Below are 15,825 nucleotides of genomic sequence, written 5' to 3' on the forward strand. Positions count from 1 at the left end.
GACCTTATGGTGCAGGAGCGGGAAGTCGCCACGCAATGGCAGGGGCGACGGTATCGGTGTTCCTTGGAAAGCGTTTGTCCGTGTTCGGCACGCCGGTTATTTGCGGACTGACAGCAACTTCCCCCGAGCACCCCGTGGTAGCGGCGGTGAGGCCGTGGATATGGTCCTGGCATCGCTTCTGGCCGATGCTACGAGAGGTAGTCGCATGAGTTCCTGGGATGCGGAGACGTACGGAAGTCGCTGGTCGGAGATCTACGACGGACTGCCTTGGCCGGGCCCCGACCAGGCCGTCGATTTCCTTGCGAAGCTGGCGGGAAACGGTCCGGTGCTGGAGCTCGCCATCGGCACGGGACGTATCGCGGTCCCGCTCGTCGAACGCGGCATCGAGGTCCACGGGATCGATTCCTCGGACGAGATGACGGAGAAGCTGCGGGAAAAGGAGGGCGGCGCCGGTATTCCCGTCACGAAAGCGGACATCTCCGCTTTCAAGGTGGAGCAGTCCTACTCGCTCGCCTTTCTGGTGCTGAACACCGTGTACGCCCTGCAGACGCAGGAGGCGCAGCTGTCCTGCTTCGCCAGCGCGGCCGCCGCCCTCGAACCGGGCGGACACTTCGTGGTCGAGGCGTTCATGCCGGACCCCACCCGCTTCCGGCGCAACTCGTGGACCCAGGTCCACGACATCGGCCTGGACCACGTGCTGATCGAGGCGGACAAGCACGACCCCTCGACCCAGCAGATCCTGGAGCAGCACATCCACCTGAACCAGGGCAAGGTCGAGTTGTTCCCGGCCTTCCTGCGCTACGTCTGGCCCTCGGAGATGGACCTGATGGCGCGGCTGGCCGGGATGAGCCTGGTCGAGCGCTTCGGCGGCTGGCTCGGCGAGCCGTTCAACGCCCGCTCCGGCAACCAGGTGTCGGTCTACCGGCGCGACGCGGTCTGACGCCCGGCCGATGGACGCCACACGAGAAGCGGTGCCGCCCGGGGCGCCGGGACGGCCGCCCGCCGAACTCGCGCTCGGAGCACGACGGCAGATCCTGCGCTTCGCCCGGGACCAGCAGGTCCACCTGGGCTCATCGCTTTCCGTGGTCGACCTGCTCGTCGCCGTCCTGCGGGAGTCGGGAGGGCTCGCCGCCGACCGGGCGGACCCGGACCGTCCGCGCCTGGTCCTCAGCAAGGGGCACGCGGTCTGGGCCCTGTACGCGGTCCTGGCCGAACACGGGCTGCTCGACCCGGAACGGCCCGGCCCCTGGGCCGGACACCCGACGGACGGCCTGCCCGGTGTCGACGCGGCCACCGGCGCGCTGGGCCACGGCCTGTCGATCGGGGCCGGACTGGCGGAGGCGGCCAGGCTCCGGGGAAGCGACCGCCGCACCTATGTGGTGCTGGGCGACGGCGAGTTGAACGAGGGCTCGGTGTGGGAGGCGGTGATGTTCGCCGCCCACCGGCGACTGGACCGGCTGGTCGCCCTGGTCGACGTCAACGGCATGCAGCAGGAGGGCGCCACCGCCGACCTGCTCGACCTGCGGCCGCTCGACGAGAAGTGGCGGGCCTTCGGCTGGCGGGTGCTGCCGGTCGACGGACACGACCACCCGGCCCTGCGGGCCGCCCTGTCGGAGGCCGCCGAACCGACCGGCAGGCCCACGGTGCTGCTCGCGCACACGGTGAAGGGGAAGGGGGTGCCGTTCATGGAGCACAGCGCGCACTGGCACACCGGGACGCTGGACCAGGCCCAGTTCGCGGCCGCGCTGGCCGCCCTCGGCACGGACGGGACCGGGAACGATGACTGAGCCGCTGCTCCGGCCGGAGCGCACCCGGAGCATGCGGCCCGCGGTCGCCCTGGCGCTGGCGGAACTCGGCGACCGGCTCCCGGAACTGGTCGTGCTGACCGCCGACGGCCAGGCCCTGGCCACGGCCTTCGCCGCGCGGCACCCCGAGCGGTTCATCGACGTGGGCATCGCCGAGAGCAACCTGATGGGCGTGGCCGCCGGACTGGCCCGGACCGGCTACCGGGTCGTCGTCTGCGGGATGGCGCCGTTCCTGGTGCGCCGGGCGGCCGAGCAGCTGCGGATCGACATCTGCCGCCCCGGCCTGGACGTCACCGTCCTGGGCGTCGGCGGCGGCCTGGGCTACGGCACCCTGGGCGCCACGCACCACGTCCCGGAGGACCTGGGCGCGCTGTCCGTGATGCCCGGTACCCGGGTGTACTGCCCGGCGGACGCCCGGGAGGCCGACTGGGCGGTACGGGACGCGGTGCTCGGCGCCGGTCCCGGCTACGTCCGGCTCGGCGCGCGGGAGGACCGGCTGGTCCACCCGCCCGACGCGGTCTTCTCCACCGACGAGCCCCGTACCTTCGGCGGGCCGGCCGAGGCGGTGGTGGTCGCGGCCGGGGGCACCGTGGCCGAGGCCCTGGACGCCGCCGAGCTGGTCCGGGAGCGGGGCCCGCGGGTCCAGGTGCTCGGCCTGGCCACGGTCTCGCCCTTCCCCCGGGCGGCCCTGCTGCGCGCGGTCGCCGGGGCCTCGACCGTGGTCACGGTGGAGGAGCACTACGGCCTCGGGGGCCTGGCCAGCCGGGTCGCGGCCGCCCTGGCCGGACGCTGGCGGGGCTCCTTCCACGCGCTGGCCGTCGACGACCGGTCGGCCCCGGTGCTGGACCGGGCCGGGCTCTTCCGCTTCTACGGAATCGACTCAGCCGCGATCGCCCGCGTACTGACGGAATCGCACACGACTTCGGAGTGATCTGATGCGTATCCTCCTCGGAGCCCAGAGCTGCGGCTTTGGGCCGATATCCAAACTCACCGCGGTCTCCCGCGCCCTGGACGGCCACTACCGCGTCTGCGCCGGGGCCACCGTCGCCGCGGACTTCGCCCAGCAGAACGCCGACGCCTTCGACGAGCTCATCGACACCGGAGCCGACGCGGGGGCACTGGACCGGGAGATCCAACTCGCCGACTGGGTGGTCTCGGTCATGGACGCGGACCTGGTGTTCCGCGCCGTCACCGCCGGACGCCCGGTGATGCTCGTGGACAGCCTGCTGGCCTTCTGGAAGCTGGACACCCCCGCCGAGCGGATCGCCGAACTGTGCGACCGCTCCCGCCGTACCGGTTTCGCCACCCTGGCCGAGGACCTGGCCGGGCTGTCACCGCACGAGCAGATCTACGCGGCGCACCTGCTCGCGGACGTCTCGGCGGCGCAGAACTTCCCGGGCGCGGCCGAGCGGATCAGCCGGCTCTACGCGCTCGGCGCCACCCGGGTGCACCTGACCGGACCGATCGTGGACGAGCCGGCCCTGGCCGACGTCCCCCGGGAGGCCGACGACGCGGTCGACGTCATGATCAACATCGGCGGCTTCAAGAACTTCCTGCTCGACTACTCCCGCAACAACGAGTACCTGCGCCTGGTCTCGCGCTGGGTCCCCGACCTGCTGTCCGACTGGCCGGGGTTCGACCGGATCTCGGTCTGCGGCGGCGGATACGCGGGCGACCGGGCGGCCCGGACGGTCATCGGGGGACGGGTCGCGGAGTTCCACTGCCTGCCGCAGCGCACCTTCATCCCGGCCGTGGCCTCCGCCCGCCACTACCTGCTCACCCCCGGGCTGACGGCCATCCACGAGTCGCTGCTGCTCGGCCACCTGCCGATGGCGCTGCCCGAGCAGCACTACGGACACATCACCAACCTCGAAGGACTGTCGGGAACCGTGCTCGAACGCCACGGCAGCCGCTTCGCCGGGCTCATCGAGGACTACCAGGTGCCCGCCGACGACTTCGACGGCACCGCCGCCATCGTCCGCCACGTCGGACGTCTGCTGGAGGACGACACCGCCTACGCGCGGTTCCGGCGCGGCATGAACGAGCACCTGGAGGCCTTCACCGCCCTCGACGAGGCGACCCGGGCGGCCGGGGTCGCCGAACTGCGCGCGCTGCTGCACGGCCCGTCCTTCTCGTCGCTGCTCGGCGGGATCCTGCCCGCCCCGGCCGGCCAACTGATCGGGGAGGTCCGGTGAGCACCCTGCTCCGGGACGACTGCCTGGCGCGGACCAGCGAGGCACTGATCGACCTGCACCGCCGCCTCGACGGCGCCACCGCGGCCGAGATCAGCTTCCGCACCTGGACTCCGCGCAGCGAACGCAAGCAGCGCCAGCGGCTGTTCGTGGAGACCACCGTCCACGGCGAGGCCCGCTACGTGGCCAAGGTCCCGCTGGACCCGGACGACGCCATGGTCGACCGCGAGTGGTCGATCCTGACCGGACTCGACGGGCTCGACCTGCCGCGCCCGCGTCCGGTCGGCCGCCTCGGCCGCGGCTTCGTGATGAGCTACGTGCCGTTCAGCGACTTCCCGGCGTTCATGGCCGCCTCCGCCCCGGACGAGTGGCCCGACCTGCTGTGCGCGGGGGTGGAACTCGCCGCCCGGCTGCACCGGCAGGGACCCAGGCCGACCGGGGTCACCCCCCGGGCCGTGGCCGCGACCTACCTGCCGGACCGGCTCGGCCTGCCGCAGGCCACGCTGGACTGGCTGGACCGGGCCGACATCGCCCCCACGCACGGCGACCTCGGCCCCTGGAACCTGCGGGTGGACCAGCACGGCCGGCTCGCGCTGATCGACTGGGAGGACTACCGCCCGATCGGCCTGCCCGCGCTGGACGTCCTCAACCTGGTGATCACCGCGGCCCTGATCGCCTTCCCCGACTACCCGGAACGCGGCTTCGACTGGCTCTACGACCAGGTCTTCCACGAGCGGAACCCGTTCCGTACCGCCGCCGACCGGGCGCTGAACCGGTACGCGCTGCTCACCGGGCAGGACGTGGAGGCCGTCGTGGGGCTGACCCCGGTGCTGTGCCACTGGATGATCCGCCGCATCGCCGACCAGGGACGGCCGACCGGCCACCTGTTCTTCGGCCCGTTCACCGAGCGCTTCGAGGCCGAGACCCCGCGCTGGTCGGGCGGCGGCCGTGGCTGAGCCGGAGCGGGAGCCACTGGACGCCGTGGTCATCGGGGCCGGTCCGGCCGGGCTGTTCGCCGCCTGGAGCCTGGCCACCGGCGGCGCCCGGGTGGCGCTGCTGGAGGCCGGCGGCGACATGCGGCAGAGCCTGTGCCCCAAGGTGTCCGTGCGGATGCGGGGCCGTACCGTCCGCGCCGCCGAGAAGTTCCGGCTCCAGTGCAACCGCTGCGACTGCCTGACCGGCCTGGGCGGGGCGGCCTTCCACTTCGACACCAACCTCGGCTACGTCAGCGGCCTGTCCCAGTCGAAGATCGAGAACGACGGCCGCGGCGGCTTCCGGACCTACAGCGGCCTGGAACGGACGCTCGGGGACTTCGGCCGCGCGGCGGCCTCGGTCCAGGAGGTCTACCGGCTGATGTACCGCTTCGGGCTACAGCCGCCCCGGGCCGCCGAGCACCACGCGGCCGGTTGCGGCACGGTACCGGCCAACGCCGTACCGTCCAGCTTCGCGCTCGCCGACGACGCGCTGTCGCAGGCGGTCACCGTGGACGACGCCCTGGGCATGGTCGACGGCCTGCTCGACGACGCGCTCGGGCACGGCCTGCGGCTGCACCTGCGCACCAGGGCCGAGTCCGTCTCCCGCCTGGACGACGGCGGGTGGCTGGTCCGCACGGCCGACGCGGAGTTCCGGGCCAGGAACGTGGTGGTGGCCGTCGGCAAACTCGGCCTCGGCTGGGTCCGCGGCCTGCTCGACCAGAACGCGGTGGCGTACCGGCCCAGCGGCCGGGTCGACGTCGGGGTCAGGCTGGAGACCACCAGGGAACTGGCCGCCCCGCTGACCGCCTCCTGCCAGAACCCGAAGTTCACCTTCCTGAACGAGGGCGGGGAGGCGGTCCGCACCTTCTGCGTCTGCGAGGGCGGCCGGATCATGCAGTACGCCTTCCAGGACACCGTGGTCCTGGATGGACAGCACTGCCTGACCACGCCCACCGAGCGCACCAACTTCGGCATCGTGACCTCGGTCGAGGTGCCGCCGGGCGGCGACGGGACCCAGCACGCGCTGGACTTCGGACGCCGCGCCACGACCGCGGGCCGGGGGCTGCCGGTGGTGCAGCCGCTGATCGAACTGCTCGGCCGCGGCAGCTGCGCCGACCGGCCGGGGACCAGCCTGGTGCGGGTCTGCTGGACCGACCTGAACCCGGTGCTCGGGCCGCGGCGCGTGGCCGACATCGCGGCGATGGTCGACCGCTTGGAAGAGGTCGCCCCGGGCCTGGTCGGACCGCGGACGGTGGTGGCCGCCCCGGTGGTGGAGCGGCTGTTCCCGGCCATCGAACTCTCCGGGGACATGGAGAGCAGCGCCCCCGGCCTCTACTTCGTCGGCGACTGCTCCTCGAAGATCATCGGCGTCACCTACGGCGCCTCCACCGGGCTCGCGGCCGCCGCCGCCGTGCTGCGCGGCTGACCGGAAGGGAACCCATGTTCACCAGGCCACAACGCCCCGCTGTACCAGGGCCGACCGCCGACCGGCGCCGGGCCTGGCAGCTCGACGGCTGGACCGCGCTGCGCCTCGGCGCGCCGGGCCTCCCCGCCGGTCGGCACCTGTCCGCCGCCCTGGCCCTGCTCTCCGAACGGTACGCCCTGCCGCTCCAGGTGGACGCGGCGCCCGGGTGCGGTTCGCCGCGGGCCGCCCAGCGGTACCTGGCCGCCGCGGGGGCGGCCGCCGACTGGCCGGAGCTGGTCGCCGCCACCGGCGCCGACGAGCCCGGCCCGGCCGTACCGGCGCCCGGCGCTCCCGTCCCGGTGTGCGTCCGGGTCGCGGCCGAACCCGGCCCGAGCACCGGCGCGGACCTCGTCTGGGCCGCCACCGAGCAAGGACTGGAGGCAAGTTGGGACCCGTCGGTGTTCCCCGAGGAGACCGTGCTGGCGATGGCCGGACACCTGGAGCGGCTCGCCGAGCAGCTCGTCCGCCCGGACCCGCCGCCGCTGTCCGAGCTCTCCGTGCTCACCCCCGGCGAGCTGGCGCTGAACGGCGGCACCCCGGACCGGCTGCCGCAGTACCCGCCGATCACCCTGCACCAGCTGTTCCAGCTCCAGGCCTGGCGGACCCCGCACGGCTGCGCGCTGGCCATGGGCGAGGACCGGCTCAGCTACCGCGAGCTCGACGAGGCGTCCAACCTGGCCGCCCACCGCCTGATCGCGGCCGGGACCAGCGCCGGTGACGTGGTCGCGGTCGGCGGCGAGCGCTGCCTGGGGCTGTTCGTCTCGCTGCTGGCGGTGCTGAAGGCCGGCTGCGTCTTCGTCCACCTCGACCCGGCCTACCCGGTGCCCAGGCTGCGGCAGTTCGTCGAGGTGAGCAGCCCGCGCCTGGTCATGAGCGGGCCCGGCGCCCGCGAACTGGGCACCGGACTGCCGGAACTCGCCTTCCCGGCCGTGCCGGACCCGGCCGAACCCGGCCGCCGGGACGCCCCGGACGTCGTGGTCGGCGCCGAGAGCCCCGCGTACATCCTGTTCACCTCCGGCTCCACCGGCACACCCAAGGGCGTGCTGCGGCCGCACCGGCTGCACACCACCCGGATCTTCCTCGAACAGTCCATGTACGCGGTCGGCCCCGACGACCGGCACCTGCTCAAACTCCCGATCAGCTCAAGGGAGTTCCTGTGGCCGCTGGCGACCGGCGGCACGGCGGTGATCGCCGAGCCGGACGGCGAACGCGACGACCAGTACCTGGTCGACCTGCTCCAGCGCGAACGGATCTCGGTGCTGAGCTGCGTGCCCTCGATGCTGCGGGTGCTGGCGGCCAACCCCGGCTTCGCCCGGTGCCCGGCCCTGCGGCACGTGTTCGTCGGCGGCGAGGCCCTGCACCGGGACCTGGAGGACCAGGTCCGCGCGATGGGCTACCAGGTGCACAACACCTTCACCCTGACCGAGGCCGACTACGTGGCCCACCGCAAGGACGGACTGGACGAACGCGCCGAGGACGCCTCGGTCATCGGGCACCCGCTCGACATGCGGGTCTACCTCTGCGACGAGCGGGGGCGGCGGGTGCCGCCCGGGCTGACCGGCGAGGTCTGGGTCGGCGGCCCCGGGGTGGCGACCGGCTACTACCGGGACCCGGAGCGCACCGCCGAGCGCTTCGTCGCCAACCCCTTCGGCGACCCGCGGACCCCGCTGCTGTTCCGCACCGGCGACCTCGCCCGGCACCGCGCCGACGGTTCGCTGGAGTACCGGGGCCGCAAGGACCTCCAGGTCAAGGTGCGCGGCCAGCGGGTCGAACCCACGGAGGTCGAGTACTGGCTCCGGGAGCACCCCGGCGTCCGCGACGCCGCCGTGGTCGGCTACCCCGACCCGGAACAGGGGGCGTTCCTGGTCGCCTTCGTCGTGGCCGAGGAGCGGGCCCCGGCGGAGCGGGAGCTGCGCGCGTTCCTGTCCGGCCGGATCCCGGCCTGGATGCTCCCGCGCCACATCGCCTGGGTCCCCCGGCTGCCGCAGCTGCACAGCGGCAAGCTCGACCGCGCCTCGCTCCGGCTCCCCGGACGCGTCCGGCCGGAGGGCCTGCCCGCGCCGAGCCGGGCGCGGACCCCGGACCAGCGGCGGTTGCTCGCGGTCTGGCGCACCATCCTGCAACTGGACGACATCGGCGTCGACGACGCCTTCACCGCGCTGGGCGGCGACTCGCTGCGGATGCTGCTGCTGCGGGCCGCGATCCAGGACGAGTTCGGCACCCGGCTCGACCTGGCGGACCTGTTCGGCGCCCCGACCGTGCTGGCCCAGGAGCGGCTGCTGCCGGGCGGCCCACCCGCCACCACCACCGTCACCGCCGCCGCCGTACCGCGGCGGACCGGGGCCGCCGCGGCCGCCGACGAGCGCGCGCGGCGCCGGGCGCTGCGCGAGGCCCAGCCGAACGCCTCAGCCGAGAGGAGCGAGCGTCGATGACAGGCATCGCCGTCATCGGGATGTCGGGCCGCCTGCCGGGCGCGGCCGATCTCGACGAGTTCTGGCAGAACCTGCTCGCCGGACGGGACCGGATCACCCGTACCCCCGTCGGCGGGCTCCGTGGCACGGTCGCCGACGACCTGCTCGACGACGCCCGGTGGATCGGCGCCTCCGGCCGGATACCCGCGCCCTACGACTTCGATCCGGCGTTCTTCGGCATGTCCCCGAAGGAGGCCCTGACCACCGACCCGCAGCACCGGCTGCTGCTGACCACGGTGCACCGGGCGCTGGAGCACGCGGGGGTCGTCCCCGGCGCGGGCCCGGCCCGGGTGGGGGTGTTCGCCGGGGTCGGCCGGAACCGGCACGAGGACCTGGTGCGGACGGTGCTCGCGGACCGCGGTGAGGCCGTCAACGAACTGGCCCTGGAGATGGGCAACGAGAAGGACCACAGCACCACCAAGGTCGCCTACCGGCTCGGCCTCACCGGCCCCGCCGTCACCGTGCAGTCGGCCTGCTCGACCGGACTGGTCGCGCTGCACCAGGCGAGCCAGAGCCTGTACGCCCAGGAGTGCGACATCGCCGTCGCGGGCGCCGCCGCGCTGCGGGTCCCCGACTCCCACGGCTACCTGTACCTGGAGGGCGGCATCGGCTCCGCGGACGGCGTCTGCCGCCCCTTCTCGGCCCGGGCCGGTGGCGCGGTGGCCGGTGACGGGGTCGTCGCCGTCGTGCTGAAGCGGCTGGAGGACGCGCTGGCGGACCGGGACCACGTGCTCGCGGTGGTCCGCGGGTCCGCGGTCAACAACGACGGCGCCAAGAGCGGATACGCCTCCGTCAGCGCCCGGGCCCAGGAACTGGTCATCCGCGACGCGCTGCTGTTCTCGGAGACCGATCCGGACACCGTGGGCTCGGTCGAGACCCACGGCTCCGGCACCCCGCTCGGCGACGCCACCGAGTGGTCCGCCCTCGCCCGGGTCTACGGCGCGGCCCGGCAGACCTGGGTGGGCGCGGTCAAGTCCGGCATCGGCCACCTGCGCGAGGCGTCCGGGCTGGCGGGACTCGTCAGGGCGGTGCTCAGCGTCCAGCACGGGCTGGTACCGCCGACCATCAACGTCGGCCTCCCGGCCGAGTTCGTGACCCAGGAGAGCACCGGGCTCACCCTGCCCCGGGCGGCGCTGGCCTGGTCGGAGCCGGGCCCGCGCCGCGCCGCCGTCAGCGCCTTCGGGCTCGGCGGCACCAACGCCCATGTGATCGTCGAGGAGCCGCCGACGCGTCCGGCCGCCGAGGCGCCCCCGGGCCCCGCCCTGGTGCTGCTCTCCGCGCACACCCCGGACGCGCTGCGACGCACCGCCGACGCCTGGGAGTCCGCGATCACCACCGGCCGGGTGACCCCGGCCGAGGCGGCCGAGGTCTCCCGGTCCGGACGCCGCCACTACCGCCACCGGCGCTTCGCCGTCGGCACCGACCCGGCCGCGCTCGCCGCCCGACTGGGCGGCGCGCACCCGGCACCGGCGGCCGAACCGGTCGGCGCCCCGGGCGTCTGCTTCGTCTTCCCCGGCGTCGGCGACCAGTACCCGGGCATGGGGGCCGGGCTGCACCACGCGCTGCCCGGATACACCGAACTCCTGCGCGGCTACCTCGACGACTGCGGTGAGCAGATCGGCCGGGACCTGCACGGCCTGCTCGGGTCCGGCACCGCCGCGCCGACCGGCACCGCCGCTGCGACCGGCCCCCGGACCGGCACCGTCTTCAACCTGCGCCGCCTGGTCGAGGCGGGCCGGGGCGCCCCCGCCGACGAGGTCTTCGACCCGGTCGCCTCGCACGCCGTGCTCTTCTCGCTGCAACTGGCCCTGGCCAGGTCCCTGCAGGCGCTGGGCGTGCGGCCGACCGCCGTCACCGGCCACAGCCTGGGGGAGCTCGCCGCCGCCACCCTGGCCGGGGTCTTCACCGAGCACGACGCCCTGCGGATCGTGGTCCAGCGGGCCCGGGCCGTCGCCCGGCAGCCCGAGGGCGCGATGCTCGCGGTCAGCCTGTCCCGCGCCCAGGCCGAGGAGCTGACCGGCCCCGGCGTCTGGCTGGCGGCGGTCAACTCCCCCCGCAGCTGCGTGCTGGCGGGGGAACGCGAAGCGGTGCTCGCGGTCGTGGACCAGCTCAACCGGCGCGGACTCCAGGGCCGACTGCTCCCCGTGCGGCATGCCTTCCACACACCGCTGCTGGCCGCCGCGGGCGAGGAGCTGCGGGGCGTGCTGGAACCGCTGCGGCTGTCGGCCCCGACCATCCCGATCGCCGCCAACACCACCGGCGCCTGGGCCCGGACCGAACTCCAGGACCCGGACTACTGGTACCGCCAGCTCACCTCACCGGTGCTCTTCGGCGAGGCCCTGGCCACCGCCGCCAAGGACTGCGACGTGCTGCTGGAGATCGGCCCCGGGCAGCTGCGGACCCTCGCGGCCCAGGCCCGCACCGGCGGCCCGGACTGCGCCGTGGTGCCGACCATGCGCCGGGAGTACCAGAACGAGCCCGACGCCGAGGTCCTGCTGCGCGCCCTGGGACAGCTGTGGCAGCACGGCTGCGCTCTGGACTGGGACCGGCTGCGCGGCGGGGCCCGCCCGGCGCGGACCGTACTGCCGCCGACCGCCCTGGACGAGCGGTACCTGTTCGTCGCGGAGGGGAGCGGCGACCTGCTCGCCCCCCGGCCCGCCACCACCGCGCCGGTAGCGCCGGTCGCCCCGGCCGCCCCGGTCGTGGCCGCCGTCGCGGCGCCGACCGGGCCCGTCGCCGGGACGCGACTGGAGGGTGTGGCGGCGGTCCTGGCCGAGCTGTGGGAGGAGATCCTCGGCGTCGAGGCCCCGACCGCCGAGGACGACTTCTTCGACCTCGGCGGCGACTCGCTGATGAGCGTCCAACTCATCTTCGGCATCGAGGAACGGCTGGGGTTCCACATCCCGGCGATCGCGGTCTTCCAGGAGTCCGGGCTCGGCCGGATGGCCGCACACATCGACACATGGCACACCACTGGAGGCAGCGAATGAACGACCTCACCGTGGGCGTGGTCGGAGCCGGGGTCATGGGGTCCAGCCTGGCCCAGAGCCTGACCGCGGCCGGTATCGGCACCGTCCTGTACGACTCCGACCCGCAGGCCAGGACCGCCGCCGGGTTCCGCGTCGCCGCCGCGAGCCGACTGGCCAGGCTCTCGGCCGCCAGGGCCGACGCGGGACCGCCCGGGCGGCTCACCGTCGCCGACGCACTCACCGAACTGTCCGGCTGCGACCTGGTGATCGAGAACGTGGTCGAGGACCCGGAGGTCAAGCGACAGGTGCACGTCGCCCTCGACGCGGTGCTGAAGCCCGGGGCCGTGGTCGCGGTGAACACCTCGGCGGTCCCGGTGTCCGGACTGGCACTCGCCACCGACCATCCGGAGCGGATGGTCGGGGCGCACTTCATGAACCCGGTCGCCGCCTCGGTCATGGTCGAGGTGGTGCGCACGCCCTACACCGCCGCCTGGGCGCTGCGAGGCCTGGAGGAGCTGCTGCGCCGCCTCGGCAAGGAGAGCGTCGTGGTCGACGACCAGGCCGGATTCGTCATCAACCGCTGCCTGATGATGTTCATCAGCGAGGCGGCGGCCCTGGTGGACGACGGCGTGGCCACCGCGCGGGAGGTCGACCGGCTGTTCCGGGCCTGCCTGGGACACCGCACCGGACCGCTGCGCACGGCCGACCTGATCGGCATCGACACCATCGTCCACACCATCGACGTGCTGCGCGACCACTACGGCCCGGAGCGCTTCACCCCCTCACCGGCACTGCTGCGGATGGCCGACGCCGGCCGGCTCGGCCGGAAGACCGGCGAGGGCTTCTACCACTACTCGGACGGGGAGACCCCATGACCCAGCCCGTCGCACCAACGACCCCCCTGGACCTGCTCACCCCGGAGCTGATCCGGGCCGAGGTGGCCCGGTTCCTCTCCCGCTACGTCGACGATCCGCACACCCTGGAGAGCGAACGCCTGCTCACCGGCGGGCTGTTGGACTCGCTGGCCGCCGTCGAACTCATCGGCCACCTCGAACGCCGCTTCGGGGTCAGCGTGCTGGACGACGACCTGGAGATCGAGAACTTCGACTCCCTCGCCGCCGTCACCGCCTTCGTGGTCCGCAAGCGGCAGACATGACGGACAATCAGAATTCGGATTTGGCGCGGGAGTTCCTCGGGAGCCCGGCGTCCGCGAGCGTGCTCGGCGCGCTCGTGCCCCGGGAGTACGGCGGGCTGGACCTCAGCCACGCCGACTACGGTGAGATCAACCGGGTCGTCGCCGAGCAGTCGCCCTCGCGGCAGAGCCTGCTCACCGTCCACGGCATGGTCTGCCGGACGGTGGCCCGCTGGGGCAGCCTGCCGCTGCGCCAGGAGTACCTGCCGCGGCTGGCCGACGGCGGCATGCTGGGGGCCTTCGCCCTGAGCGAGGACGTGGCGGGCAGCGACGTCCGCCGGATCACCACCACCGCCCGCGAGGTCCCCGGCGGCTGGGTGCTCGACGGCCGCAAGCGGTGGATCACCTTCGGCCAGGAGGCCGGTGTCTTCCTGGTGTTCGCCCGGGCCCCCAAGCACGACCTGGCGCTGCTGGTACGCCGGGACAACCCCGGGGCCTACCTCCAACCCGCGCCGCGGACCAGCGGATTCGGCGACGCCCGGCTGGCCGAACTCGTGCTCAGGGACTGCCGGGTGGACGCGGACCAGTTGCTCGGCCGCCCCGGGGCGGCCCTGACCCACATCGTCTCCGACGCGCTGACCCTGGGTCGGCTGTGCGTGGCCTTCGGCGCCTGGGGGCTGGCCGGTGCGGCGCTGTCGGCGGCGTTGCAACGCTCCATCGAGCGGCACCAGTTCGACGGTCCGCTGCACCGGCTGCAACTGGTGCGCGGGATGCTCGCGGACGCCGCCGTGGCGGTCGACTCGGCCGAACTGCTGTGTCGGCAGGCCGCGTTGGCCCTCGACGGGCGCGACGAGTGGGCGCTGGGCCGGATCCTCACGGCCAAGCTCGCCGCCAGCCGCGCCGCCACCACCGCCGCCGCCGTCGCGGCCCAACTCCACGGCGCCGCCGGTCTGGTGGAGGGTTGCGCGGTCGACCGGTACGTCCGGGACGCCCGCGTGTACGAAGTCATCGAGGGCAACACCCAACTGCTCCAGGACCTGATCGCCGACCAGGCCCTGGCCCGCCACCGCGACCGGGCGGCCCGGGCGTCGGCGCCGTCGGCCCTGATCCTGACCGGGGGACACCATGCCACCTGAACGGCGGACCACGATCAAGTGCGTCGTCTGGGACCTGGACGACACCCTGTGGGAGGGCGTGCTGGCCGAGGGCGGCGGAACCGTGCTCCGGCCCGGCGTCCTGGACACCCTGGAGGCGCTCGACCAGCGCGGCATCCTGCACTCCGTGGCCAGCAAGAACGAGCCGGGCCGCGCCCTGGAACGGCTCAGGGAACTCGGGGTGGCCGACTACCTGCTCTGCCCGCAGATCTCCTGGGAACCGAAGTCCTCGCTGGTCGCGGCCATCGCCAAGCACCTCAACATCGGCCTCGACAGCCTGCTGTTCATCGACGACTCGCCGTTCGAGCGGGCCGAGGTCGCCGACGTCCACCCGCAGGTGTGGTGCCTGGACAGCGCCGAGGCCGCCACCCTGGCCGACCTCCCGGCGTTCGACCGGGTGCCGACCCCGGACGGCGCGGTCCGGCGTCGGCGCTACCAGCAGGCCGAGGTGCGACGCGACTACGAGGAGTCCTTCCAGGGCCCGCGCGCGGAGTTCCTGAAGACCCTGGACCTGCGGCTCACGGTCGCCCCGGCCACCCCCGACGACCTGCTCCGATCGGCCGAACTGACCGAGCGGACCCACCAGTTGAACACCACCGGGCTGGTCTTCGACGCCGCTCAACTGGCCGCGCTGATCCCCAGGGCGGACCAGCGGCTGCTGGTCATCGGCCTGGAGGACCGGTTCGGCGGCTACGGCACCGTCGGCATCGTGCTGCTGGGCACCGACGCCCGGGAGTGGCGGATCCGGCTCTTCCTGATGTCCTGCCGGGTCATGGGCCGCAACGTCGGCGGCGCCGTGCTCGCCCTGCTGGCGCGGGAGGCCGACGCCGCCGGGGTGGACCTCACCGCCGACTTCCTGGCCAACGACGTCAACCGCCCGATGTACATGGTCTACCGCCTGGCCGGATTCACCGAGACCGGACGGGAGGGGGAGGTCCAACGACTCCGGCTGCGGCCCGGCGTCGGCCGCGCCAACCCCGACTATGTCGCCCTGAACTCCCTCATCCGACCCGCCGCACCCGCTACTCAGGAGACGAACATGCAAGCCTTCACCGACCGCTGGGAGCAGGGGTTCGCTCCCCTCTACGACTCCCGCGAACTGGCCGAGATCTCGTGGGTCACCACGTCGGTCAGCCCCGCGCTCCAGCAGCTCGTCATCGACGGGGTGATCCCGCGCGGCTCCCAGGTGGTCGACCTCGCCTGCGGACCGGGCGTCCACGCCACCTTCCTCGCCCGCCACGGGATGACCGTCACCGGTGTGGACCGGTCGACCACGGCCCTGGCCAAGGCCCGCCAACTGGCCGACTTCTACGACTGCGACATCACCTTCCTCGAAGGCGACATCCTGAACACGCCGTTGGCCACCGGCTCCGCCGACGTGGTGCACGACTCCTTCGTCTACCACAACGTGCGCCCGGAGGCCCGGGCCGCCTACTTCCAGGAGGCCGCCCGGCTGCTGCGGCCCGGGGGACTGTTCGTGATGGTCGGCTTCTCCGACCGGATGACCCCCGGGTCCGGGCCGATCAGGCTCACCTCGGACGAGGTGGTGCTGCCCGCGCTGGAGCACTTCTCGGTCGAGGAGCTGCGCCGCTTCCGCAACCTGCCGACCGAGAAGCGCCCGGACCAGTGGCACTGGCTCGGTCTCTTCCGGCGCCGGTGACCG

Annotated in this window: 12 protein-coding genes; all 12 read left to right on the forward strand. The window is 73.7% G+C overall.

Annotated features, from left to right (window positions below; genetic code table 11):
* The first annotated feature begins 205 nt into the window (after positions 1 to 205).
* From GXP74_RS03280 to GXP74_RS03335, 12 genes are read left to right on the forward strand one after another with little or no spacing between them, the layout of a single operon-like run.
* Entirely contained in the window at positions 206 to 940 is a 735-nt protein-coding gene (locus GXP74_RS03280) for a class I SAM-dependent methyltransferase (RefSeq protein ID WP_182449903.1), read from the forward strand.
* 10 nt (positions 941 to 950) lie between these two features.
* The gene (locus GXP74_RS03285; RefSeq protein ID WP_182449904.1) at positions 951 to 1,787 is read left to right on the forward strand and encodes a transketolase; all 837 of its coding nucleotides are present in this window, start codon (positions 951 to 953) and stop codon (positions 1,785 to 1,787) included.
* Complete coding sequence (locus GXP74_RS03290; RefSeq protein WP_182449905.1) at positions 1,780 to 2,736, forward strand: transketolase family protein; 957 nt, start codon at positions 1,780 to 1,782, stop codon at positions 2,734 to 2,736. The genes GXP74_RS03285 and GXP74_RS03290 overlap by 8 nt, the downstream gene beginning before the upstream one ends.
* 4 nt (positions 2,737 to 2,740) lie before the next feature.
* Positions 2,741 to 4,000 carry a hypothetical protein gene (locus GXP74_RS03295; protein ID WP_182449906.1) on the forward strand — a complete coding sequence of 420 codons (1,260 nt, stop codon included), beginning with the start codon at positions 2,741 to 2,743 and terminating at the stop codon, positions 3,998 to 4,000.
* Entirely contained in the window at positions 3,997 to 4,953 is a 957-nt protein-coding gene (locus tag GXP74_RS03300; RefSeq protein WP_182449907.1) for a phosphotransferase family protein, read from the forward strand. The genes GXP74_RS03295 and GXP74_RS03300 overlap by 4 nt, the downstream gene beginning before the upstream one ends.
* A complete protein-coding gene (locus GXP74_RS41765; RefSeq protein ID WP_182449908.1) occupies positions 4,946 to 6,397 on the forward strand; it encodes an NAD(P)/FAD-dependent oxidoreductase in 1,452 nt (483 codons plus the stop codon). The genes GXP74_RS03300 and GXP74_RS41765 overlap by 8 nt, the downstream gene beginning before the upstream one ends.
* A 14-nt stretch (positions 6,398 to 6,411) precedes the next feature.
* On the forward strand, positions 6,412 to 8,868 hold the full coding sequence (locus tag GXP74_RS03310) for a non-ribosomal peptide synthetase (RefSeq protein WP_182449909.1): 2,457 nt from the start codon (positions 6,412 to 6,414) through the stop codon (positions 8,866 to 8,868).
* The gene (locus tag GXP74_RS03315; RefSeq protein WP_182449910.1) at positions 8,865 to 11,897 is read left to right on the forward strand and encodes a type I polyketide synthase; all 3,033 of its coding nucleotides are present in this window, start codon (positions 8,865 to 8,867) and stop codon (positions 11,895 to 11,897) included. Before GXP74_RS03310 ends, GXP74_RS03315 begins: the two co-directional genes overlap by 4 nt.
* The gene (locus GXP74_RS03320; RefSeq protein WP_182449911.1) at positions 11,894 to 12,751 is read left to right on the forward strand and encodes a 3-hydroxyacyl-CoA dehydrogenase family protein; all 858 of its coding nucleotides are present in this window, start codon (positions 11,894 to 11,896) and stop codon (positions 12,749 to 12,751) included. The genes GXP74_RS03315 and GXP74_RS03320 overlap by 4 nt, the downstream gene beginning before the upstream one ends.
* Positions 12,748 to 13,032, forward strand: coding sequence for an acyl carrier protein (locus GXP74_RS03325; RefSeq protein WP_182449912.1), 285 nt, complete (start codon positions 12,748 to 12,750; stop codon positions 13,030 to 13,032). Before GXP74_RS03320 ends, GXP74_RS03325 begins: the two co-directional genes overlap by 4 nt.
* Complete coding sequence (locus tag GXP74_RS03330; protein ID WP_182449913.1) at positions 13,029 to 14,144, forward strand: acyl-CoA dehydrogenase family protein; 1,116 nt, start codon at positions 13,029 to 13,031, stop codon at positions 14,142 to 14,144. Before GXP74_RS03325 ends, GXP74_RS03330 begins: the two co-directional genes overlap by 4 nt.
* Entirely contained in the window at positions 14,134 to 15,822 is a 1,689-nt protein-coding gene (locus GXP74_RS03335) for an HAD-IIIC family phosphatase (protein WP_182449914.1), read from the forward strand. Before GXP74_RS03330 ends, GXP74_RS03335 begins: the two co-directional genes overlap by 11 nt.
* Positions 15,823 to 15,825 lie beyond the last annotated feature (3 nt).

The sequence above is a fragment of the Streptacidiphilus sp. P02-A3a genome (assembly GCF_014084105.1).
GTDB lineage: Bacteria > Actinomycetota > Actinomycetes > Streptomycetales > Streptomycetaceae > Streptacidiphilus.